Source organism: Curtobacterium sp. MCSS17_016 (assembly GCF_003234255.2).
In the GTDB taxonomy this organism is placed as follows: Bacteria; Actinomycetota; Actinomycetes; order Actinomycetales; family Microbacteriaceae; genus Curtobacterium; species Curtobacterium flaccumfaciens.
Window position 1 is genome coordinate 993414 of record NZ_CP126254.1, and the last position, 21938, is coordinate 1015351.

The 21938-nt window shown below is 70.0% G+C and carries 21 protein-coding genes; 12 read left to right on the forward strand and 9 right to left on the reverse strand.

What is annotated here, in order from left to right:
- Positions 1 to 48: 48 nt before the first annotated feature.
- Genes DEJ19_RS04870 through DEJ19_RS04880 form a run of 3 tightly spaced genes read right to left on the reverse strand, consistent with a single transcriptional unit; the run spans position 49 to position 4108 of the window.
- Positions 49 to 2193, reverse strand: a complete 2145-nt coding sequence (locus DEJ19_RS04870; RefSeq protein ID WP_110864436.1) for a dipeptide ABC transporter ATP-binding protein — start codon at positions 2191 to 2193, stop codon at positions 49 to 51.
- The gene (locus tag DEJ19_RS04875; RefSeq protein WP_071404170.1) at positions 2186 to 3124 is read right to left on the reverse strand and encodes an ABC transporter permease; all 939 of its coding nucleotides are present in this window, start codon (positions 3122 to 3124) and stop codon (positions 2186 to 2188) included. Before DEJ19_RS04875 ends, DEJ19_RS04870 begins: the two co-directional genes overlap by 8 nt.
- Positions 3125 to 3127: 3 nt before the next feature.
- Positions 3128 to 4108: an ABC transporter permease gene (locus DEJ19_RS04880; protein ID WP_110864437.1), complete on the reverse strand. Its 981-nt coding sequence runs from the start codon at positions 4106 to 4108 to the stop codon at positions 3128 to 3130.
- Between the two features lie 255 nt (positions 4109 to 4363).
- Here DEJ19_RS04880 and DEJ19_RS04885 point away from each other — a divergent pair, with 255 nt between their 5' ends.
- Positions 4364 to 6082 carry an ABC transporter family substrate-binding protein gene (locus DEJ19_RS04885; protein ID WP_111233335.1) on the forward strand — a complete coding sequence of 573 codons (1719 nt, stop codon included), beginning with the start codon at positions 4364 to 4366 and terminating at the stop codon, positions 6080 to 6082.
- 71 nt (positions 6083 to 6153) lie between these two features.
- Here DEJ19_RS04885 and DEJ19_RS04890 read toward each other — a convergent pair whose 3' ends face one another.
- The 3 genes from DEJ19_RS04890 to DEJ19_RS04900 all read right to left on the reverse strand — a co-directional run bounded on the left by DEJ19_RS04890 (position 6154) and on the right by DEJ19_RS04900 (position 8204).
- Positions 6154 to 6705 (reverse strand): PH domain-containing protein, encoded by a 552-nt coding sequence (locus tag DEJ19_RS04890; protein WP_181441540.1) that lies wholly within the window; start codon positions 6703 to 6705, stop codon positions 6154 to 6156.
- Between the two features lie 193 nt (positions 6706 to 6898).
- On the reverse strand, positions 6899 to 7378 hold the full coding sequence (locus DEJ19_RS04895; RefSeq protein ID WP_071404167.1) for a peroxiredoxin: 480 nt from the start codon (positions 7376 to 7378) through the stop codon (positions 6899 to 6901).
- A 76-nt stretch (positions 7379 to 7454) separates the two neighbouring features.
- Positions 7455 to 8204: a CPBP family intramembrane glutamic endopeptidase gene (locus tag DEJ19_RS04900; RefSeq protein WP_111233333.1), complete on the reverse strand. Its 750-nt coding sequence runs from the start codon at positions 8202 to 8204 to the stop codon at positions 7455 to 7457.
- Between the two features lie 121 nt (positions 8205 to 8325).
- On the opposite strand from DEJ19_RS04900, the gene typA reads away from it, so the two are divergent.
- The 7 genes from typA (at position 8326) to DEJ19_RS04935 (ending at position 16361) form a co-directional block, all read left to right on the forward strand.
- A complete protein-coding gene (gene typA, locus DEJ19_RS04905) occupies positions 8326 to 10248 on the forward strand; it encodes a translational GTPase TypA (protein ID WP_027464562.1) in 1923 nt (640 codons plus the stop codon).
- A 97-nt stretch (positions 10249 to 10345) separates the two neighbouring features.
- Entirely contained in the window at positions 10346 to 11539 is a 1194-nt protein-coding gene (locus DEJ19_RS04910) for an amidohydrolase (protein ID WP_027464563.1), read from the forward strand.
- A gap of 117 nt (positions 11540 to 11656) precedes the next feature.
- Positions 11657 to 12205, forward strand: a complete 549-nt coding sequence (locus DEJ19_RS04915; protein ID WP_071404165.1) for a hypothetical protein — start codon at positions 11657 to 11659, stop codon at positions 12203 to 12205.
- A 19-nt stretch (positions 12206 to 12224) separates the two neighbouring features.
- On the forward strand, positions 12225 to 13409 hold the full coding sequence (locus tag DEJ19_RS04920) for a PIG-L family deacetylase (protein WP_111233332.1): 1185 nt from the start codon (positions 12225 to 12227) through the stop codon (positions 13407 to 13409).
- 35 nt (positions 13410 to 13444) lie between these two features.
- On the forward strand, positions 13445 to 13762 hold the full coding sequence (gene fdxA, locus DEJ19_RS04925; protein WP_017887060.1) for a ferredoxin: 318 nt from the start codon (positions 13445 to 13447) through the stop codon (positions 13760 to 13762).
- A gap of 11 nt (positions 13763 to 13773) precedes the next feature.
- Complete coding sequence (gene dapC, locus DEJ19_RS04930) at positions 13774 to 14892, forward strand: succinyldiaminopimelate transaminase (RefSeq protein ID WP_181441539.1); 1119 nt, start codon at positions 13774 to 13776, stop codon at positions 14890 to 14892.
- A gap of 164 nt (positions 14893 to 15056) precedes the next feature.
- On the forward strand, positions 15057 to 16361 hold the full coding sequence (locus tag DEJ19_RS04935; RefSeq protein WP_111233331.1) for a citrate synthase: 1305 nt from the start codon (positions 15057 to 15059) through the stop codon (positions 16359 to 16361).
- 123 nt (positions 16362 to 16484) lie between these two features.
- Here DEJ19_RS04935 and DEJ19_RS04940 read toward each other — a convergent pair whose 3' ends face one another.
- The 3 genes from DEJ19_RS04940 to dapD form a co-directional block, all read right to left on the reverse strand.
- Positions 16485 to 16661, reverse strand: coding sequence for a hypothetical protein (locus DEJ19_RS04940; RefSeq protein WP_163343370.1), 177 nt, complete (start codon positions 16659 to 16661; stop codon positions 16485 to 16487).
- 25 nt (positions 16662 to 16686) lie between these two features.
- Complete coding sequence (locus tag DEJ19_RS04945; protein WP_111094749.1) at positions 16687 to 17241, reverse strand: hypothetical protein; 555 nt, start codon at positions 17239 to 17241, stop codon at positions 16687 to 16689.
- Positions 17242 to 17349: 108 nt separating this feature from the next.
- Positions 17350 to 18315 carry a 2,3,4,5-tetrahydropyridine-2,6-dicarboxylate N-succinyltransferase gene (gene dapD / locus DEJ19_RS04950; protein ID WP_111233330.1) on the reverse strand — a complete coding sequence of 322 codons (966 nt, stop codon included), beginning with the start codon at positions 18313 to 18315 and terminating at the stop codon, positions 17350 to 17352.
- A gap of 152 nt (positions 18316 to 18467) precedes the next feature.
- Here dapD and dapE point away from each other — a divergent pair, with 152 nt between their 5' ends.
- From dapE to DEJ19_RS04970, 4 genes are all read left to right on the forward strand, one after another.
- The gene (gene dapE / locus DEJ19_RS04955) at positions 18468 to 19550 is read left to right on the forward strand and encodes a succinyl-diaminopimelate desuccinylase (protein WP_071404160.1); all 1083 of its coding nucleotides are present in this window, start codon (positions 18468 to 18470) and stop codon (positions 19548 to 19550) included.
- Complete coding sequence (locus DEJ19_RS04960) at positions 19535 to 20779, forward strand: hypothetical protein (RefSeq protein ID WP_111233329.1); 1245 nt, start codon at positions 19535 to 19537, stop codon at positions 20777 to 20779. Before dapE ends, DEJ19_RS04960 begins: the two co-directional genes overlap by 16 nt.
- Before the next feature lie 147 nt (positions 20780 to 20926).
- Positions 20927 to 21097, forward strand: a complete 171-nt coding sequence (locus DEJ19_RS04965; RefSeq protein ID WP_017887054.1) for a DUF3117 domain-containing protein — start codon at positions 20927 to 20929, stop codon at positions 21095 to 21097.
- Positions 21098 to 21211: 114 nt separating this feature from the next.
- Complete coding sequence (locus tag DEJ19_RS04970; RefSeq protein ID WP_111100805.1) at positions 21212 to 21931, forward strand: AAA family ATPase; 720 nt, start codon at positions 21212 to 21214, stop codon at positions 21929 to 21931.
- The last annotated feature ends 7 nt before the right edge of the window (positions 21932 to 21938 follow it).

Genomic DNA, 21938 nt, shown 5'->3' on the forward strand with positions numbered 1-21938 from the left:
GGGCCTCCCGTCCGTCTGCTGGTCACGTCCACGGCGTGACCGGCGTCGTCAGACGACCGCGCCGACCCGCTCGGTGAGCAGGTGCTCCTGGTCGGTCTGGATGCAGGCGACACCGCGGCCGTGCACGGGCTCGAGACCCGGGTCGATCGTGCGGCACTGCTCCTGCCGGCCCTCGTCGAGGAGCTGGTAGAGCGGGCAGCGCGTGCGGAACCGGCAGCCGTCGATGCGCTCCGTGGGGGAGGGCAGGTCGCCGTCGAGCAGGATGCGCCCGCGGGCGGCCTCGGCCATGGGGTCCGGCACCGGCACGGCCGACAGCAGGGCCCGTGTGTACGGGTGCTGCGGGTCCGAGAAGACCGCGTCGCCGTCGCCGTACTCGACGATGCGGCCGAGGTACATGACCGCGACGTCGTCGGCGATGTGCCGGACGACGGACAGGTCGTGCGCCACGAACAGGTAGGACAGCCCGAGGCGGTGCTTGAGGTCCTCGAGCAGGTTGATCACACCGGCCTGCACCGAGACGTCGAGCGCGGAGACCGGCTCGTCGAGCACCAGGATCTTCGGCTCGACGATGAGCGCACGGGCGATGCCGATGCGCTGCCGCTGGCCGCCGGAGAACTCGTGCGGGTACCGGTCGATGTAGCTCGGCTCGAGCCCGACCAGCTCGAGGACCTCGCGCACCCGCCGGCGGATCTCGTCCTTCGCGACGCCGTGCACGGTGAGGGGTTCACCGATCACCGAGCCGATGTCGAGGCGCGGGTCGATCGACGCCATCGGGTCCTGGAACACGACCTGGATGTCGCGGCGCAGGGCCAGACGGTCCTTCTTGGACAGCGAGGCGGTGTCGACGCCGTTCACCCGGATGGTGCCGTGCTGGGCACCGGCGAGCTCGAGGATCTCCATGATGGTGGTCGTCTTGCCGCAGCCGGACTCGCCGACCAGACCGAGCACCTGGCCGCGCTTGAGCGTCAGGGAGATGCCGTCCACCGCGTGCACCTCGCCGATCTGCCGGCGGAAGAGCGCGCCCTTGGTGAGCGGGAACGTCTTGACGACGTCCTGCAGCTCGAGCACGACCTCGTCGCCGTGGTCGACCGCTGCCTCGGGGACGTCCTCGGGGCGGGGGAAGATCTCCGAGCGCTCGAGGGTGCCCGCGGCGATCTCGTCGCGACGGATGCACGCGGCGGTGTGGTCGTCGAGCAGGGTGCCGTTGCCGATCGTCTGGACGGCACCGGTCAGGACCGGGTTGTCGGCGCTCTGCGGCACCGTCGGTGCGACGAGGGCGGGTTCGCCGTCGCGGCACGCGTCGATGACGGCGGGGCAGCGGTCGGCGAACGGGCAGCCGGTCGGCTTCTGCGTGAGCAGGGGCGGGCGGCCGTCGAGCGGGACGAGCCGCTCGGTGCGGGCGGACGTCATGTTCGGCATCGAGCGGAGCAGCCCGATCGTGTACGGCATCACCGGTTCACGGAACAGGGGGAGCACCGGCGCCGTCTCGACGATCCGGCCGGCGTACATCACGGCGACGCGGTCGGCGTTGCCGGCGACGACGCCGAGGTCGTGCGTGATGAGCACGACGGCCGCACCGGTCATGTCCTTGGCGGTCTGCAGCACGTCGAGGATCTGCGCCTGGATCGTCACGTCGAGCGCCGTGGTGGGCTCGTCCGCGATGATCAGCTTCGGGTCGTTCGCGATGGCGATGGCGATCATCGCGCGCTGGCGCATGCCGCCGGAGAACTCGTGCGGGAACGCGTCGAGTCGTCGCGCCGGGTTCGGGATGCCGACGATGCGCAGGAGTTCCTCGGCGCGGGTGCGTGCGGCGTGCTGGGTGAGGGAGCGGTCGTGCAGGCGCAGGCCCTCGATGATCTGCTGGCCGATCGTGTACACCGGCGTCAATGCGGACAGCGGGTCCTGGAACACCATCGCGATGTCCCGGCCGCGCAGCGCCGACATCTCGCGATCGTTCCTGCCGACGAGCTCCTGCCCGTCGAACCGGATGCTGCCCTGCACCTGGGCGGAGGACGGCAGCAGGCCCATCACGGCCATCGAGGACACCGACTTGCCGGAACCCGACTCGCCCACGATGCCGAGGAACTCACCGGGGGCCACCGAGTAGTCGACACCCCGGACCGCGTAGACGGGCTTGGTCTTCGGGTTGAACGTGACCGACAGGTCGGACACGGTGAGCAGCGGCTCAGTCACGGTTGGCTCCGGAGGTGGGGTCGATGGCGTCGCGCAGGGCGTCGCCGAGCAGGCTGGTCGAGAGCACGGTCGCGACGAGCGTCGCGGCGGGCAGGACGAACAGCCACGGGCGGGTGACGGCGGACTGGCTGCCGGCGGCGAGCAGGGTGCCGAGCGACACGTCGGGGATCTGGATGCCGAAGCCGAAGAAGCTCAGCGAGCTCTCCGCCAGGATCGCGGCGCCGACGCCGAGCGTGGCGTCGATGATGAGCAGCGACGCCACGTTCGGCAGGATGTGCCGACGGATGATCGTGAACGCCGGGACGCCCATGAACCGGGCGGCCTTGACGTAGTCGCGTTCGCGGAGCGACATCGTCTGACCGCGGATCACCCGGGCCATCACCATCCAGCTGAACACCGCGAGGCCGACGATGAGGGCCACCCACGTCAGGTTCTTGAACACCGGGCTGAGCAGCACGAGCGCGTAGAACGACGGGATCACGAGCAGCAGGTCGATGACCCACACGAGCAGCCGGTCGGTGAGGCCGCCGAAGTAACCGGCGATCGCGCCGACGATGCCGGCGATCAGGGTCGCTGCCGGACCGGCGATCAGGCCGATGAGCAGCGACTTCTGCAGGCCGACCAGGGTCTGCGCGTAGATGTCCTGGCCGATGTCGTTCGTGCCGAACCAGTGCGCGGCGCTCGGCGGCATGCCGAACGCCAGTCCGTCGGAGTCGACGGCGTTCCAGTGGTACAGGTACGGGCCGAGGAACGCCCAGAGGATGATGAGGAGCAGGGCGCTGCCACCGATGCGTGCGCGCCAGGTGCCGAACACCTTGCGCCAGAGCGGGGTGCGGCCGCCCTTCACCTCGATGACGTGCGCCGGCGTCCCGGCGTTGCCGTCGCCGGGGTCACCGGCGGTGGTCGTGGTCGTGGGGTCGAGAACAGACACGGGTCACACCCTCACTCGCGGGTCGAGCGCGGCGTACAGCAGGTCCGCGAGGGTCCCTGCGATGAGCACGAGGATCGCCGTGAAGAGGATCGTGCCCGACGCCGCGTTGATGTCGTTGTTGCTGATGCTCTGGACGAAGTACTCGCCCATGCCGTGCCAGCTGAAGACCAGCTCGGTGATGCTCGCGCCGGTCAGGATGAGTCCGAACGAGTACGCGAAGAAGGTCGACATCGGGATGAGGGCGACCCGCACACCGTGGCGCATGATCGCCGAGCCGCGGGTGCGGCCCTTCGACCGTGCGGTGCGGATGAAGTCGTTCGACAGCACGTCGAGCATCGCCGAGCGCTGGTAGCGCGAGTAGGTGGCGACGGCGCCGATGGTCAGCGAGATCGTCGGTAACAACAGGTGCACGAGCCGGTCGCCGAGCACCGGGAAGAACCCGGTCACCCCCGGCGTGTACTCGCCGGTGAACCGGATCACCTGCGTCCCCACGCCCTGGTTGAGCGTGGTCGCGAGGATCATCAGCACGACCGCGATGACGAAGGTCGGGGTGGCGAGCACAGCGAACGACAGGTACGTCGACACCTGGTCGGAGGTGCGGTACTGCCGGACCGCGTTCCAGACGCCGAGGAGCACCCCGAGGATCGCGCCGAGCAGTGTGCCGATCACGAGCAGCCGCAGGCTCGTCCCGGAGCGGGCGATGATGTCGGCCGTCACCTCGGTGCCGCGGGTGCTCATGCCCAGCGAGCCGTGCGTCACCAGCCCGACCCACCAGTCCCAGGTGCGGACGAGGAGCGGGGTGTCCGGATCGGCGCCGAGCTTGCGGAGCGACGCCTGGATGGTGCCCGGCGGCACGGCCGGGTTGCGCCCCAGGAACCGGGCTGCCGGGTTGAGCGTCGTGCTGGCGAGGATGTACCCGAGCGTGGTCGCCACGATCGTCAGGACGATGTAGTTGACGATCCGCTTTGCGATGAAGGCGAGCATGTGGTTCGTGACCTCTGGGTGCGGCCGTCCGACCGGACGGCGTTGTCGGTGGCGACAGGCTAGCCGTTCGAGCGACTGGGTGGGACAACGGAAGTGACGCTATGCAACATTCGTTACGAGCGTGTTTCGATTCATCGCACAGACCCTTGTGCCGCCTTCGGATGTGGCTAGGGTTCTCAACCAACAGGCGCGACGGCGGGGGCCGCCGCGGTCCAGCGCGATCTGCGCGAACCACAACGAAAGGGAATCCTCGCCATGCGAAAGAGGATCAAGGGCATCGCCGTCCTGGCCACCGCTGCGGCTGCTGCCGTCGTGCTGGCCGGCTGCTCCGGCGGCGGAGAAGCGGGCGGCGACAACTCCGCGGTCGCCGAGTCGTCGCTGAAGTCGACCGGCTGGACCGTCGCGGACCGCGCGGACGTCAAGGACGGCGGGTCGATCACCCTGCCGATCGACAGCGCACCGGCGAACTTCCAGATCAACAACCTCGACTCCGGAACCGTCGACGACCAGACGATCTCCGGGGCCTACCTGCCCGGCTTCATCCAGTTCAAGGAGAACGGCGAGTGGGAGGCGAACAAGGACTACGCGACCTCGGTCGAGCTGACCAAGGACTCGCCCCAGACCGTCGAGATCAAGATCAACCCGAAGGCCGTGTGGTCGGACGGCACCCCCATCAGCGCGAAGGACGTCATCGCGAACTGGAAGGCGCTGAACGGCACGAACAAGGCCTTCGCACCCCTCGCCACCAACGTGTGGGAGGACGTGGACTCGGTCAAGCAGGGCTCCGACGAGCGTGACGTCATCATGACGTTCTCGAAGACCAACGCCGACTGGGCGAGTGTCCTGGGGTCCATCTACCCGTACTGGGCCGTCGACACCCCGGACCACTTCAACAAGGCCTGGGCCAAGGGCCCGTACGCAGCCGACGGCAAGACCTACGTGTCCGGTGGCCCGTACATCGTGAAGTCCTTCGACGCCAACGGCGGCGTGCTCACGTTCGAGAAGAACCCGAAGTGGTGGGGTGACGAGGGCAAGCTCGACACGATCGTCTTCAAGACGGTCTCGCGTGACGGCGTCGCCCAGGCGTACGGCAACAAGGAGCTCGACGCGTTCAACCTGAACGGCAGCGCCGACAACCTCAAGACGGCGAACTCGCGCTCCGACTCGAAGATCGAGCGCTCGCTCGGCACCACGCAGCGCCAGATCACGCTGAACGGCACCTCGGACGTCTTCAAGGACCAGGACGTGCGCCAGGCGTTCGCACAGGCGATCAACCGCAAGGTGATCGCCCAGGCGATCCTGTCGCCGGTGAAGAGCCCGGGCGACGTGCTCAACAACCTGACGTACCTGCCCGGTCAGGAGGGCTACCAGGACGACGTGTCGAGCGTCTACGGCTACAGCACCGACAAGGCGAAGTCGAAGCTCGAGGACGCCGGCTGGAAGATCGGTTCGGATGGCTACGCGACCAAGGGCGGCAAGGAACTCGACGTCCGCTTCGTGATCCCGTCGGACAACCCGAACTCGGCGAACGTCGCGCAGCTCGTGCAGCAGCAGACCAAGCTCGCCGGCTTCAAGGTGACCATCGACACCGTGCCCACCGACGACTTCTTCACGAAGTACATCACCACGACGACGCGTGACTTCGACGCCACGTACTTCGCGTGGCAGGGCACGCCGTTCCCGATCTCGTCGCTGAAGTCGATCTACTACCCCGCCGACGCCGGCCAGAACTACTCCGGCGTGACGGACGACTCGCTCGGTGCCGCGTGGGACAAGGCGAACGGCGAGCTCGACCCGGATGCCCGCATCAAGGACGCGCAGGCCATCGACAAGAAGATCGTCGCGGTCGCCGGCACCATCCCGCTGTTCGCCGAGCCGTACGCCTGGGGTGTGCGCAAGGACCTGGTGAACTACGGTCCGGCGCAGTTCCAGCAGTCCTCGGTCAAGTGGCAGGACGTCGGCTACACGAAGTAGTCGCCGCCCCGTTCACGAACGACACCCCCGACGTCGCACGACGTCGGGGGTGTCGTTCTGCTGCGTGACCGCTAGAACCGTGCCGCCGCCAGCGACGCCGCGACGCCGAGGACGACCATCGCCAGGATCGTCCAGCCGTGGGTGCGGTGCGTGATCGGCGCAGCCGTCACGGTCGACGGAGGTGGGCCGTCCTGCTCGGCCGGGGCGGGCACGTGGGCCAGCATCTGCGCGGCCGCAGCATCGACGTCCAGGTGATCCGGGCCTCCCGGCTGGTCACCGCTGTGTGCGGCGAGACGCGCCGTCGGGCGGGTCGCGATCCAGACGCGGCGGACGCCCTCGCTGGTGACCACCTCGATGCCGTACTTCGTGCGCACCTCGCTGATGCGGGACCAGGTGTAGGTGCTGGTCCGCCGGACGTCCACGATGCGCAGGTGCTCCGGCGTCAGCTCGATCCGGGGACGCCACAGCGCTGCCCAGGCGACGAACGCGACGGCGATGCTCGGGATCGGCACGAGCCAGGGGGCGCCGCCGCCGAGCAGGGCCAGTGGGACGAGCACGACGGCCACGACCCAGAGGACGACGGCGAGGGCGCGCAGGCCGGGGGCGACGATGGTGGTGGGCACCGGACGAGGGTACGAGATGCCTCCCCGGAGACGCCCGGGGAGCGGGTGTGACACACCGGCGCGTATCTCCGGACGACCCGATTCCCCGGGGAGGCAGATCCTGGACGGACCCTCGTGCCGTCAATGGTCGTCGCCCCCAGTTGGGGTGTCAATACCCCATCGCGACGCATTCAGGGGAATCCCACGCCGGGGGCTAGGAAACGAGCAGTTCGATCTGTTCGCGGATGGTCTCGGCCTTCGGGAACCGCAGGCCGACCAGGCCGACGTGTCGCCACCGGACCACGCCGTCGGGGCCGATCACGAAGACCGACCGACGCAGGCCGATGCCCGGTGCCTGCACCCCGTAGGCGCGGATCACCGAGCCCGCGGTGTCGCTGAGCAACGGGAACGCGAGCGAGGACCCGCGGGCGAACCCCTCGTGCGAGTCGAGTGCCTGCGGGCTGATGCCCCACACCGTCGCGCCGAGGTCGGTGAACTCGTCGAGTTCGGCCTGGTAGCTGCAGAGCTGGGCCGTGCAGACCGCCGTCGCGTCGCCCGGGTAGAAGGCCAGCACCACGGTGCGGCCGATCTCGGCGGACAGGTCGTACTCGTCGTCCGAGCGGACGCCGCCGCGCACGACCATCCCCGGCAGGGTGAACGACGGGGCGGACTCGCCGATCGCGGGGATGCTCATGGGTCTCACGGTAGGGCGGGCCGGCGGTGGTTGCCCCTCGGCGCGCTGTGCGGGGGCTGTGGATGCGCTCCGCGGCCTACGAGAACAACTGCGGGAACGCGTGCGCCACCCAGGGGTACCCGACGAAGACCACCGCGTCGAGCAGGGCGTGCGTGATGACGAGCGGCAGGAGTCGGCCCCACCTCGTGTAGATCCAGCCGAACACGATGCCCATCACCGCGTTGCCGATGAACGCGCCGAACCCCTGGTACAGGTGGTAGCTGCCGCGCAGCAGGGCGGTCGACAAGATCATCTGCCAGCGGCCCCACCCGAGGTCGCCGAGACGGGCGTAGAGGTACCCGATCACGATCACCTCTTCCTGCAGGCCCGAGCGGATCGCGGACAGCAGCAGGACCGGGACCGTCCACCAGTACGAGTTCAGCGCGGCGGGGTCGACCGCGACCGTGATGCCGAGCGCCCGCCCCGCGAAGTACAGCGCGAGCCCCGGGATCCCGATGCACAGGGCGATGAGCGCCGGGCCGCCCAGGTCCGGCTTCGCCCGGAACCGGTCGATCCCGAGCCGGCCCAGGTGCGGTCGCGACGTGCTCCACAGGAGGTAGCAGACGAGCGCCACCGGGGCCAGGTCCACCGCGATGCCGAGGAGCTGCCGGGCGAGGTCGACGTACTGCACCGTCGTCGACGAGGTGTTCAGCGCCGTCGACTGCTCGCCGAGCGGGGTCGTCTGGGACAGGTCGTCGATGATCTGCAGGATCGAGTAGAGGGCGCTGGCGCCGAGCGAGAGCAGCAGGACGATGGCGATCTCGACCCACGTTCGCCGACGGCTCATGCGCTGTACTCCTGTCGCTTGCGAACTACCGGTAGACTGGCGTGTCGGGCGTTCTGCCCACGGGTGCGGTGCTGTGAAAACACTGGCCCGACACTCTCCCAGAAATTGAAGGATGTCCTGTATGGCGCTCGCCACCCGGTCCGACCTGCGCAACGTCGCCATCGTGGCACACGTCGACCACGGCAAGACCACCCTCGTCGACGCGATGCTCACGCAGACCAACTCGTTCGACGCCCACTTCGAGGGCGAAGACCGCATGATGGACTCGAACGACCTCGAGCGCGAGAAGGGCATCACGATCCTCGCGAAGAACACGTCGGTGCTCTACAACGGCAAGCACGCGACCGAGTTCGGCGCGGACGGCCCCATCACCATCAACGTGATCGACACGCCCGGCCACGCCGACTTCGGTGGTGAGGTCGAGCGCGGCCTCTCCATGGTCGACGGTGTCGTGCTGCTCGTCGACGCCTCCGAAGGTCCCCTGCCCCAGACCCGCTTCGTGCTGCGCAAGGCGCTCGCCGCGAAGCTCCCGGTGATCCTGCTCGTCAACAAGACGGACCGGCCCGACTCCCGCATCGACGAGGTCGTCTCCGAGTCCCAGGACCTGCTCCTCGGCCTCGCCTCCGACCTGTCGGACGAGGTCGACGACCTCGACCTCGACGCGATCCTCGACGTCCCGGTGGTCTACGCCTCGGGTCGCAACGGCGCCGCGTCGCGCAACAAGCCGAACGACGGCGAGCTGCCCGACAACGACGACCTCGAGCCGCTGTTCGAAGCGATCCTCCAGCACGTCCCGGCCCCGAAGTACGACGACGAGCACCCGCTGCAGGCGCACGTCACGAACCTCGACGCCTCCCCGTTCCTCGGTCGCCTGGCGCTCCTGCGCATCTTCCACGGCACCATGAAGAAGGGCCAGACGGTCGCGTGGGTCAAGCACGACGGCACCGTCGTCAACGCCCGCATCACCGAGCTCCTCATCACGAAGGCGCTCGACCGCTACCCGGCCGAGTCGGCGGGCCCCGGTGACATCGTCGCCGTCGCCGGCTTCGACACGATCACCATCGGCGAGACCCTGACCGACCCCGAGGACGTCCGCCCGCTGCCGACCATCACGGTCGACGACCCGGCGATCTCGATGACGATCGGCACGAACACCAGCCCGCTCGTCGGCAAGGTCAAGGGCCACAAGCTGACCGCCCGCATGGTCAAGGAGCGCCTCGACCGCGAGCTCGTCGGCAACGTCTCGCTCAAGGTCCTCGACATCGGCCGCCCCGACGCGTGGGAGGTCCAGGGTCGTGGTGAGCTCGCACTCGCCATCCTGGTCGAGCAGATGCGTCGCGAGGGCTTCGAGCTCACCGTCGGCAAGCCGCAGGTGGTCACGAAGCGTGACGAGAACGGCAAGCTGCAGGAGCCGTACGAGCACATGACGATCGACACGCCGGAGGAGTACCTCGGCGCGATCACGCAGCTCATGGCCGCTCGCAAGGGCCGCATGGAGAACATGACGAACCACGGCACGGGCTGGGTTCGCATGGAGTTCATCGTCCCGTCGCGCGGCCTGATCGGCTTCCGCACGTCCTTCCTCACCGAGACCCGCGGCACCGGCATCGCCAACGCGATCTTCCACGGCTACGACGAGTGGGCCGGCGCGATCCAGACCCGCATCAACGGCTCGATCGTCTCCGACCGCTCCGGTGTGGTGACGCCGTTCGCCATCACGAACCTCCAGGAGCGGATGTCGTTCTTCGTCAACCCGACCGAAGAGGTCTACGAGGGCATGGTCATCGGCGAGAACTCGCGCGCCGACGACATGGACGTGAACATCACCAAGGAGAAGAAGCTCACCAACATGCGGTCGGCGAACGCCGACACGTTCGAGTCGATGACGCCGTCGCGTCAGCTCTCGTTGGAGGAGTGCCTCGAGTTCGCCCGTGAGGACGAGTGCGTCGAGGTCACCCCCGCCGCCGTGCGCATCCGCAAGGTCGAGCTGGACGCGTCGGCTCGCCAGCGCTCCTACGCGCGTCTCAAGCGCCAGGACGCGTAAGCACCAGCAGCAACACCCGCGGAGGCCCGTCCTCCGTCCGACGGCCCGGTCACCTGCAACAGGTGGCCGGGCCGTTCGCGGTTGTACCGTGGTCAGCGTGACTCTCGACCTGCTCTCGATCTACCAGGACCTGCACGCCCACCCGGAGCTCGGCTTCCAGGAGCACCGCACCGCCGGTGTCATCACTGCGAAGCTCGCCGAGATCGGCGGGATCGAGGTGACGACGGGCGTCGGCGGCACCGGCGTCGTCGGTGTCGTGTCGAACGGCGAGGGACCGGTGGTCTGGCTCCGCGCCGACATGGACGGCCTGCCCGTGCAGGAACGCACCGGCCTGTCCTACGCCAGCGAGCACGTCGGCACCGACGACGAGGGCCGCGAGGTCCCGACCATGCACGCCTGCGGCCACGACATCCACGTCACGTGGCTGCTCGGCACGCTGGAGCGCCTGGTCGCCACCACGGGGGACTGGCGCGGCACGGTCGTCGCCGTCTTCCAGCCTGCTGAAGAGGTCATCTCCGGCGCCCGCGCGATGGTCGAGGACGGCCTGGTCGAGCGGTTCCCGAAGCCGGACGTCGTGCTCGGGCAGCACTCCGCACCCGCACCGGTCGGCATCGTCGCGGTCGGCACCGGCCCCGTGATGGCGTCGAGCGACCGGCTGACGGTGACCTTCAACGGCCGTGGGGCGCACGGTTCTGCGCCGCAGGCCTCGCTCGACCCGGTCGTCACCGCGGCCTCGGCCGTCGTGCGGCTGCAGACGGTCGTCGCCCGCGAGGTCTCGCCGAGCGACGCGGGGGTCGTCACCGTCGGCAGCTTCCACGCCGGCACGCGGGCGAACATCATCCCCGACGAGGCCGTGATCGAGATCTCGACCCGGGCCCGCAATGAGGAGACCCGCCAGCGCATCATCGCCTCGATCGAGCGCATCGTCCGGGCCGAGAGCACGGCCGGAGGCCTGTCCGAGCCGACGATCGTGCGCGCGCCGGGTGCCGAGGTCACCGTGAACGACGCCGAGGCCGCCGCCACCGTGCTCGAGGCCATCCGCGCCGAGGTGCCGGGAGCCCGCGACCTCGAGATCGGGCTCGCCATGGCGTCGGAGGACGTCGGCCAGCTCGCCACCGCCGCCGGAGCGCCGCTCGTGTACTGGTTCACGGGCATCACCGACCCGGAGCGCTTCCGCCGCGGCGAGGAGATCCCGAGCAACCACTCGCCGTTCTACGCGCCGCAGGCCGAGACCGCGATCCCGGTCGGCGTCGACGCCCTGGTCGCGGCGACGCGCGCCTACGTCGCCTGAACCGTCCGTCGGGAAGGAGGCCCGGGGCGGCCCCGCCGCGCACGTGACCGCCCCGGGGACGGCACGTTCACAGCCAACTCGCGCCGGGCCTCCCGGCTCGTCCGTTACGGTCGCGCCATGCGTTCCCTCCGTACCCCGCTGATCGCCGCCGTCGCTGCAGGCATCGCCCTGGCCGGACTCACCGGCTGCTCGACCCAGGCCGTGCAGCAGGCCACCGACCTCGGGTCCTCCGTCGCGTCGAACGTCGCCGACGGGGTCGCGGGCATCGACGGCAAGGCGATCCAGGACGGCATGTCCTCGGTCGCCGGTGGCATCGACGGCGCGCTCGACACGGCGCTCAAGGGCGCGGACGTCACCTCCGACGGGAAGGTGCCGGACGGGTTCCCGTCGGCCGACGTCCCGCTCGTCGACGGCACCGTGCTCGGCGGGGGAGCCGGCCCGAACGGCTCCGGGTGGGTCGCGCAGGTCCGGGCGGCCTCGGTCGACGACTTCCAGGCCGCCGTGCAACAGCTCACCGACGCCGGGTACACCGAGTCGGCGAAGCGTGCGGACTCGTCGAGCGCGTTCGGCATGTTCCGGAGCGACGCCTACCGCGTCGTCCTGACCTTCTCGGAGACCAAGGACAGCGGCGGCGTCACGGCGACCTACATCGTCACGCCCCGCTAGTCCCGTACCCTTGGGGACGATGTCGAAGGCCCCCGCCACGCGCCCGGAGCGCGTCCTGATCGTGCACGCCCACCCCGACGACGAGACGCTCTCGTCGGGCGGGACCATCGCGACCCTGCTCGAGCGCGGCGCCGAGGTGACCGTGCTCACCGCGACCCGGGGCGAGCGCGGCGAGATGCTCACGGAGCAGCTGGCCCCGCTGGCCGGGGACCCCGCGCGGGTGGCACGGCACCGGGAGACCGAGATCTCCGCGGCCCTCGCCGCCCTCGGCGGGCCGCGGCACCTGTGGCTCGGCGGGCGCGGTGCCCGGCCGACCGACCTGCCGGAGCGTCGCTACGTCGACTCGGGCATGCAGTGGGGACCGGACGGCCGGGCCATCGCCGCGGAGGACGCCCCGGCCGACTCGCTGACAGCGGCGGACCTGGGCGAGGTCGTGGACGACGTCCGTGCCGCGATCCGCTCCACCGGTGCCGACGCCGTGATCAGCTACGCCGACGACGGCGGCTACGGGCATCCCGACCACGTGCGGATGCACCACGCGGCGCAGTACGCGGCCCGTGCCGAAGAGGTCCCGTTCTCGATGATCGTCGACCCCGCCAGCGGTCAGGCCGACGTCACGGTCGACGTCATGCCGGTCCGGGCGAAGGTGCGGGCGGCCGTCGAGCAGTACCGCTCCCAGGTCGCTGTCGACCCCGTGGACCCCGCCGACCCGAGTGCCCTGTCGTGGGTGATGCCGCACGGCGTCCGGCAGCACGCCCCGGCGGTCGAGGCGTTCCGGCACGACGCGGCCCCGCAGCCGGCGGCCCCGCAGACCTACGCGGAGATGTCCGGCCAGGGCAAGGCCGCGGCGGTCGTCGTCTCGCTGCTGCTCGGGCTGCTCGCCGGCGGGCTCGGGACGGTCACGCACCAGCAGACGCTCGGCGCGTTCCCGGTCGGACTCGTCATCACCACCCTCATCGTGCTCGGCCTGACCGTGGGCGTGCGGCTCGTCTACCGCTCGCGGACGATGGTCGCCGCGATCGGCATCGGGATCCTCGTCGCGACGCAGGTGCTCGTGTCGGTCGGCGGGGAGAGCTCGCCGCTCGTCCTCGCCAACGCGGCCGGGTACGTGTGGACGTTCGCCCCCGCGGTGATCGCCGCCCTGGTCCTCGCGTGGCCGGACCTGTCGGGGCTGCGGTCCCGGACGGCCCCGGGCCGCGAGTAGACTCGAACCCGCTCGTCGAAGGGAGCACCCGAACCGTGACCTACGTGATCGCCCAGCCCTGTGTCGACGTCAAGGACCGTGCCTGCATCGACGAATGCCCGGTCGACTGCATCTACGAGGGTGACCGCTCGCTCTACATCCACCCCGACGAGTGCGTCGACTGCGGTGCGTGTGAGCCGGTCTGCCCCGTCGAGGCCATCTACTACGAGGACGACCTGCCCGACCAGTGGGCCGACTACTACAAGGCCAACGTCGAGTTCTTCGACGAGGTCGGGTCGCCCGGTGGCGCTGCGAAGGTCGGCGTGATCCACAAGGACCACCCCGTCGTCGCGGCCGAGCCCGTCCGCGGCTGACCGGACCCCTCGTGGCGCTCGACCTCCCCGACTTCCCCTGGGACCAGCTCGTCCCGTTCAAGCAGCGCGCCGCGGCGTACGAGGGCGGCATCGTCGACCTCAGCGTCGGATCGCCCGTCGACCCCACGCCCGAGGTCGTCCGCACCGCCCTGGCCACCGCGACCGACGCGCACGCCTACCCGCAGGTCGCCGGCACCCCGGCGCTGCGGCAGGCCATCGCCGACTGGTACGGCCGCCGGCACAGCGTCGCCCTGACCGAGGCGAACGCGCTGCCGACGATCGGCTCGAAGGAGTTCATCGCGGGCCTGGCGCTCTGGCTCGGCATCGGGCCCGGTGACACCGTGGTGTTCCCGGCCGCCGCGTACCCGACGTACGAGCTCGGCGCCGCACTGGTCCGCGCCGATGCCCTGGCCTCGGACGACCCGGCAGCGTGGCCGTCGACCACGAAGCTGGTGTGGCTGAACTCCCCGGGCAACCCGGACGGCCGCGTGCTGACGATCGACGAGCTCCGTGCCGCCGTGGTGCGCGCCCGCGAGCTCGGAGCCGTCATCGTCGGCGACGAGTGCTACGCCGAGCTCGGGTGGGAGCCGGAGTACGCCACCACGCCGACGCCCACGATCCTCGACCCCCGGGTCGTCGGCGACTCGCTCGACGGCGTGCTGAGCGTGTACTCGCTGTCGAAGCAGTCGAACCTCGCCGGCTACCGTGCGGCCTTCGTCGCCGGTGACGCCGCGATCCTGGCCGACGTCCTGGCCGTCCGGAAGCACGCCGGGCTCATGCCGCCGCTGCCTGTGCAGCAGGCCATGGTCGTCGCGCTCCAGGACGAGACCCACGTGCAGCAGCAGAAGGCCCGCTACCGCGCGCGACGGAACATGCTCCGGCGAGCACTCGAGGATGCCGGGTTCCGGATCGACCACAGCGAGGCCGGGCTCTACCTCTGGGCCACCCGGGGCGAACCCGCACTCGACACCGTGGCCTGGCTCGCCGACCGCGGGATCCTCGTCGCACCGGGCACGTTCTACGGCGCAGCGGGGGGCGAGCACGTCCGCGTGGCCCTGACGGCGACCGACGAGCGCATCGCCGCAGCGTCGCAGCGACTGGCGAGCAGCCGTCGCCTCGGCACCGCGTAGCACGGACACGAGTCGTTCCGGTGGTGCCCGCAATCCCTGGGAACCACCAAATCGTCACCTGGGATGTGTGCACGACCGACAGGTGCCGCGATTAGGCTGTCCTCGTGACTGACACTGCCAATGACGCTCAGAAGACGGCCACACCGCCCACCACGCCCGTCCCCGTGAGTCCCGCCGCCGAACAGCAGGGCGCGACCGCGACGCTGACGTTCCCGGGTGGCACGGCGGAGTTCCCGATCCTGCAGAGCGTCGACGGCGCGTCCGCGATCGACATCTCGACCTTCAAGAAGCAGACCGGGATGAACACGCTCGACTACGGGTTCGTGAACACCGGTGCGACGAAGAGCGCGATCACCTACATCGACGGCGACCAGGGGATCCTGCGCTACCGCGGGTACCCGATCGACCAGATCGCCGGGAACTGCACGTTCCTCGAGGTCGCGTGGCTCCTGATCTACGGCGAGCTGCCGACCGCCACCGAGCTCGAGCAGTTCGACGCCCGCATCCGTCGGCACACCCTGCTGCATGAAGACCTCCGCCGCCTGTTCGACGCCCTGCCGCACTCGGCGCACCCGATGTCCGTGCTCTCGAGCGCCGTCAGCGCCCTGTCCACGTACTACGAGGACGACATGGACGTGGACGACCCCGAGAAGGTCGAGCTGCAGACCGTCCGGCTCCTCGCCAAGCTCCCGGTCATCGCGGCGTACGCCCACAAGAAGGCCATCGGGCAGGCGTTCCTGTACCCGGACAACTCGCTGTCGTTCGTCGACAACTTCCTGCGGCTGAACTTCGGCACCATGGCCGAGACCTACAAGCCCAACCCGGTGCTCTCGAAGGCGCTCGAGCGGCTCCTCATCCTGCACGAGGACCACGAGCAGAACGCCTCGACCTCGACGGTGCGCATGGTCGGCTCGACGAAGGCGAACATGTTCGCCTCGATCTCGGCCGGCATCAACGCCCTGTACGGCCCGCTGCACGGCGGTGCGAACGAGGCCGTGCTCGAGATGCTCCAGCAGATCAAGGACTCGGGCGAGCCCGTCACGCGCTTCGTCGAGCGGGTGAAGAACAAGGAGCAGGGCGTCAAGCTCATGGGCTTCGGGCACCGCGTCTACAAGAACTACGACCCGCGCGCGAAGCTCGTCAAGGAGTCCGCGCACGAGGTCCTCGAGTCCCTCGGCGTGCAGGACGACCTGCTGGACATCGCGATGGAACTCGAGCAGATCGCGCTCGAGGACGAGTACTTCGTCAGCCGCAAGCTCTACCCGAACGTCGACTTCTACACCGGCATCATCTACAAGGCAATGGGCTTCCCGCCGCGGATGTTCACCGTCCTGTTCGCCATCGGTCGCCTGCCGGGCTGGATCGCCCAGTGGCGCGAGCTGAACAACGACCCGCTCAACAAGATCGGTCGCCCGCAGCAGCTCTACGTGGGTGCACCCGAGCGCGACGTCCCCGGGAACGACAGCTAGCGCGCTTGGTGAGCAGCAATGGTCGGGTCCTGCGAGAGGACCCGACCACTGCTGCTCACCAAGTCACGGAAAGGAGGCCCGGTGCCGGTCTCGCGGACCGGCACCGGGCCTCCAGGCATCGTTTCAGGGCCGCTTCCGGTGATGCCGGATCGCGGTCCCGGTGATCAGGATCGCTGCGAAGAGCGCGACCGTCCCCAGAGCGTTGCTCGTCCACAGTCCTGCCGTCGCTGGAGACGTCGTGACGACGACGGCGAACGCCACCAGGCAGATGCTGACGGCGGTCGCGACGAGTACCTGCATCAGCTGACTCCGACCGGTCGTGGCCTCACACACATCGGGGATTCCGTGAGCCGTTGAAGGGGTAGATACGGAGGGACTTCGATCCGCATCGGATCCCGTTGGTGGTCACTGCCCACGTCGCGGCGGCGATGATCGCTCCGGCCACCACGCAGAACGTCCCGGCGCTGATGGCGCAGACACCTGCGCCCAGCGCCCAGCCAGCACCGCTGATGATCGCGGACTGATCAGTGGCGTTGAAGGAGACGTAGGTTCCGTACTTGTCGCTGCCCGCACCGAGACGAGCTCGAGGATCGCCCTGCACGATGTCGAACGAGAAGCCGTCTCCCAGCTCGATGGTGGTCGTGCGCGCGCCGTCACGCCCGATCTGCTCGTCGATGACGTACCCGCTGGCGCGGGCTTCAGCGACGGCGACGTCCAGTTGCTCCGGCGTGACGTCCGTCTGCGGTTGTGCTGTCGACTGACCGGCCGCGCTGCTGGGCGCGGACCGGTCGACTGCTTGCGCGGACGGCGCGACGAGCACGCTCGACGCGATGATCGCGACGGTCGCCCCGAGCGTGATGCCGGTGGTGCGAAGTGACATGTTCTCCCCTTGGCTCGTAGCGCCGCGACAGTGCACGCTGACCTCACCGTACCGAGGTGAAACGTGACGTGCAAGAAAAGAAATATCAGGCAGGGGAGCCCTCGGGTGCTACGCGTGCAGCGCGGTGTTCAGCTGGATGCCCTCGCCCTTGCGCTGCAGTGCCTCGACGGCGCCGCTGATGCTATTGCGGCGGAACAGGATGTTCGGGGTGCCGGAGAGCTCCGCGGCCTTGACGGTCTTCGGGGTGCCGTCGGGGTTCGGTGCCGCGCCGACCAGCACCACCTTCGTGCCGGCCGTGACGTAGAGACCGGCCTCGATGACGGAGTCGTCACCGAGCGAGATGCCGAGGCCCGCGTTCGCGCCGAGCAGCGCGCGCTCGCCGAGCGAGACACGGTGCGTGCCGCCGCCGGAGAGCGTGCCCATGATCGAGGCGCCGCCGCCGATGTCGGTGCCGTTGCCGACGACGACGCCCTGCGAGACGCGGCCCTCGATCATGGCGTCACCGAGGGTGCCGGCGTTGAAGTTGACGAAGCCCTCGTGCATGACGGTGGTGCCCGGCGCCAGGTGTGCGCCGAGGCGGACGCGGTTGGCGTCGCCGATGCGGACGCGGTCCGGCACGACGTAGTCGAGCAGGCGCGGGAACTTGTCGATGGCGTGCACGGCGATGCCGGCGCGCTGCAGGGACGGGCGCAGGCGCGTCAGGGACTCGGGGTGCACCGGGCCGGCGTTCGTCCACGCGACGATCGGCAGGTGGCCGAAGACGCCGTCGAGGGAGACCTCGTTCGGGCGGACCCGCAGGTGGCTCAGCAGGTGCAGGCGGAGGTACGCGTCCGGGGTGCTCGTCGGAGCGGCGTCGATCGTGATCTCGGTGGTGACGGCCTCGATCCGGACCTCACGGCGGGGGTCGTCCCCGACGTGCGCCTGCAGCTCGGCGGGGAACACGGCGCCGGCGGGCAGCGCCCCGAGGTGCGTCTCCGGGTACCAGGTGTCGAGCGTCGTGCCGTCGGCGGCGATCGTCGCGAGGCCGTGGCCCCAGGCGTGGGTCGGGCGGTCGGTGGCAGTCGTGTCGGTCACGGCTCCAGGGTACCGAGCGGCCGTCGGCGGGCACCGTCCGGCCGGACGGCCTGGGCGGTGGGGTCGCCGACCGTCCCGACTGCCGGGGCGGTTGGGTTCCCGACCGTCCGGACTGCCGGGGCGGTGCGAGGGGCGGCCGGTAGGCTGCCCGCATGCCGGAGCACCTCGACCTCACCGCCTCGTCCATCGACATCACCCGTGCCATCTGCGACATCGAGTCGGTGTCCGGGAACGAGCAGGCCCTCGCCGACGCGATCGAGGCCGTGCTCGCACCGCTGCCGCACCTCGAGGTGATCCGCGACGGCGACGCGATCGTGGCGCGGACGAACCTGGGCCGTGACCGCCGGGTCGTCATCGCCGGTCACATCGACACGGTGCCGCTCAACGACAACCTGCCGACCGAGTTCCGGACCACCGAGGACGGCACCGAGATCCTCTGGGGCCGCGGCACCGTCGACATGAAGGCCGGCTGCGCGGTGCAGCTCAAGCTGGCGTACGACCTGGTCGACCCCTCGGTCGACGTCACGTGGGTCTGGTACGACCACGAGGAGGTCAGCGACGCCCTGAACGGCCTCGGCCGCCTGGCCCGGACGCGACCCGAACTCCTCACCGCCGACTTCGCGATCCTGGGCGAGCCGTCCGGGGCGCAGATCGAGGGCGGGTGCAACGGCAACCTCCGCGCCGAGATCCGCACGTTCGGCAAGCGATCGCACAGCGCCCGGAGCTGGATCGGTGACAACGCGATCCACAAGACCGCCCCGATCCTGGCCACCCTGGCCGCCTACGAGCCCCGCACCGTCACGGTCGACGGGCTCGAGTACCGCGAAGGCCTGAACGCGGTCGGCATCAGCGGCGGCATCGCGGGCAACATCATCCCCGACGAGGCGATGGTGCACGTGAACTACCGGTTCGCCCCCTCGCGCTCGGCCGACGAAGCCGTCGCCCACATCCGCGAGCTGTTCGACGGGTACGAGGTCACGATCGTCGACCTCGCCGCCGGTGCCCGCCCCGGACTCGACGCCCCGCTCGCGCAGGACTTCGTCGCGGCCGTCGGCGGACCGGAGCCCCGTCCGAAGTACGGCTGGACCGACGTCGCACGCTTCTCGGCGCTCGGGGTCCCCGCGGTCAACTACGGCCCCGGCGAGCCGGTCTTCGCCCACCACGACGACGAGCAGGTCCCGGTCGCGCAGATCACCGCGGTCGAGGCCGGGCTGCGTCGGTGGCTGACGGCCTGACGACGGCGGGGGCCACCCGGAGGACCCCTGCCCGGAATCGCTGGCGGGCCCGGTACCGGGTCGTCCCGTGGTGGGTGCGCATCACGGTCGTGTACGTGCTGGCGCGGCTCGTCACGGGCGCCATGATGCTCGCGTTGGCCCGCGTGCAGGCGGCGAACTCGTTCACCGTGCAGAGCCCGGGCTACCTGTCGTTCGCGTCGATCTGGGACGGCGCCTGGTACCGCGTGATCGCCACGGGCGGGTACCCGTCGACGCTGCCCGTCGACGCCGCCGGACACGTGACCGAGAACGCGTGGGCGTTCATGCCCGCATACCCGTTCCTGGTGCGCGCGCTCACGCTGCTCACCGGAGCGTCGTTCGAGTTCGTCGCGGTCTCGGTGTCGTTGCTCGCCGGACTCGGGGCCGCGCTGGTGTTCCGCCGCCTCATGGGACGGTTCCTCGACCCCGCACGGGCGACGTTCGCCACGGTGCTGTTCTGTGTCGCACCGGTGTCGGCGATGTTCCAGGTGGCCTACGCGGAGTCGATGGGCCTGTTCCTGCTGCTCGTCGCGCTGCTGCTCATGGTGGATCGACGGTGGTGGGCGATGCTGCCCGTCGTGCTCCTGCTCGGCATGACCCGACCGACGGGGCTCGCCTTCGCGTTCCTGGTGGTGCTCTTCGTGGCCGCGTGGGCGATCCTCCCGGCGTGGGTGCGCTCGTCGGAACCGCTGACCCTCCGCCGGCTCGTCCCACCCGCGGTGGTCGCCACGGTGTCGGGTCTGGTCGGTCTGGCATGGCCGGCGATCGCGTGGGCGGTGACCGGGGTGCCGAAGGCCTACACGGACACCGAGCTCGCCTGGCGGTCGTCGTACATCGGGTGGAAGGAACTCGTGCCGTTCGCGCCGTGGGTGCAGGGGTTCGGGTGGTGGTTCGGGCAGCCGGCCGGCACGGTGCTGCTCGTCGTCGTGCTCGTCGGGTTCGCGGCGTTCGTGTGCATGCCGGCCGCACGCCGGATCGGCATCGAGCTCCGACTCTGGGGCGTGGCGTACCTGGTGTACCTGCTCGCGGTGTTCTTCCCGCAGTCGAGCACCTGGCGCATCCTCGTGCCGATCGCACCGCTGCTCGGCATCGTGGCGCTGCCGCGGTCGCGGGTGTACCGCGTGGCCGTCGTCGTCGCGTTCGTCGGGTTGCAGTGGGTCTGGCTGTACTACACGTGGTGGATCGACGGCTACGACTGGACCCCGCCGTGATCGATGCGGGGCGCCGGAGGCCCGTGGAACCGCGTTCTGCGGAGCATCCGGACGGGGCATCCGACACCCCCAACCTGGGCGGTTTCGCAGTTGCCCCCTCCATACGGGATAATGGGGCTGCATTTACTGCACGAAAGGGGACATCTGATGGCAGCCATGAAGCCGAGGACCGGTGACGGGCCGATGGAGGCTGTTAAGGAGGGTCGACTCATCATCGTGCGGGTTCCGCTCGAAGGTGGAGGCCGCCTGGTCGTCTCGGTCAACGATGCCGAGGCCAAGGAACTCCACGACGCACTCGCTGAGGTCGTCTCGGCCTAGTACGTCGAAGCACCAGAACGGAAGGCCCGGAGCGTGTACGCTCCGGGCCTTCCGTCTGCCCGCCGGTAGGGGGCGCCCACACGCGGTGTCGGTCGGCTCCGGCAGGATGGGGCCGTGCCGAGGACGAGACTGCCGATCCGCCGCGTCGAGGAGTACGCGCCCGACCCGATGCCGCGCAGCGTCTGGCCGGCCACGCTCGCGCCCGTACGGCAGCTGCTCGACGACGGGCTCGACCTCGCTCCGGTGACGGTGCTGGTCGGCGAGAACGGCGCCGGCAAGTCCACCCTGGTCGAGGCGATGGCGCTCGCCTTCGGGATGGGGCCCGAGGGTGGTTCGACGAAGTCCGGGCACAGCACCCGCCCGAGCGAATCGCAGCTCTGGGAACACATCGCCCTGCATCGGGAGCCCGGAGCGGTGCGGTCCGGCTTCTTCCTGCGCGCGGAGACCATGCACGGGGTCTTCACCTACCTCGAACAGCACCCCGGGGGAGCCGAGCCCCTGTTCCACGAGCGGAGCCACGGTGAGTCGTTCCTCGACTTCGTGATCCACCGGTCGCAGTGGCCCGGGCTCTGGATCCTCGACGAGCCGGAGTCCGCCCTGTCGTTCTCGGGGTGCCTGGCGCTCATCGGGCTCCTGCAGTCCATCGTCGAGACGGGTGTCGGCCAGGTCGTGCTCTCGACCCACTCACCCGTGCTCGCCGCGTTCCCCGGGGCCGAGATCCACGAGGTCGGCGAGTGGGGCCTGCGGCGCACCGAGTGGCACGACCTCGAGCTGGTGCGGAACGAGCGTGCGTTCCTCGAGTCGCCCGAGCGGTACCTGCGGCACCTGGACTGACCTGCGC

Excerpts from the sequence above, each read along its gene's own strand:
- DEJ19_RS04880 (WP_110864437.1), bottom strand. The coding sequence starts at position 4,108 with ATGCTCGCCTTCATCGCAAAGCGGATCGTCAACTACATCGTCCTGACG.
- DEJ19_RS04885 (WP_111233335.1), top strand. The coding sequence starts at position 4,364 with ATGCGAAAGAGGATCAAGGGCATCGCCGTCCTGGCCACCGCTGCGGCT.
- DEJ19_RS04895 (WP_071404167.1), bottom strand. The coding sequence starts at position 7,378 with ATGAGCATCCCCGCGATCGGCGAGTCCGCCCCGTCGTTCACCCTGCCG.
- DEJ19_RS04900 (WP_111233333.1), bottom strand. The coding sequence starts at position 8,204 with ATGAGCCGTCGGCGAACGTGGGTCGAGATCGCCATCGTCCTGCTGCTC.
- typA (WP_027464562.1), top strand. The coding sequence starts at position 8,326 with ATGGCGCTCGCCACCCGGTCCGACCTGCGCAACGTCGCCATCGTGGCA.
- DEJ19_RS04915 (WP_071404165.1), top strand. The coding sequence starts at position 11,657 with ATGCGTTCCCTCCGTACCCCGCTGATCGCCGCCGTCGCTGCAGGCATC.
- DEJ19_RS04920 (WP_111233332.1), top strand. The coding sequence starts at position 12,225 with ATGTCGAAGGCCCCCGCCACGCGCCCGGAGCGCGTCCTGATCGTGCAC.
- DEJ19_RS04940 (WP_163343370.1), bottom strand. The coding sequence starts at position 16,661 with ATGCAGGTACTCGTCGCGACCGCCGTCAGCATCTGCCTGGTGGCGTTC.
- DEJ19_RS04945 (WP_111094749.1), bottom strand. The coding sequence starts at position 17,241 with ATGTCACTTCGCACCACCGGCATCACGCTCGGGGCGACCGTCGCGATC.
- dapE (WP_071404160.1), top strand. The coding sequence starts at position 18,468 with ATGCCGGAGCACCTCGACCTCACCGCCTCGTCCATCGACATCACCCGT.
- DEJ19_RS04965 (WP_017887054.1), top strand. The coding sequence starts at position 20,927 with ATGGCAGCCATGAAGCCGAGGACCGGTGACGGGCCGATGGAGGCTGTT.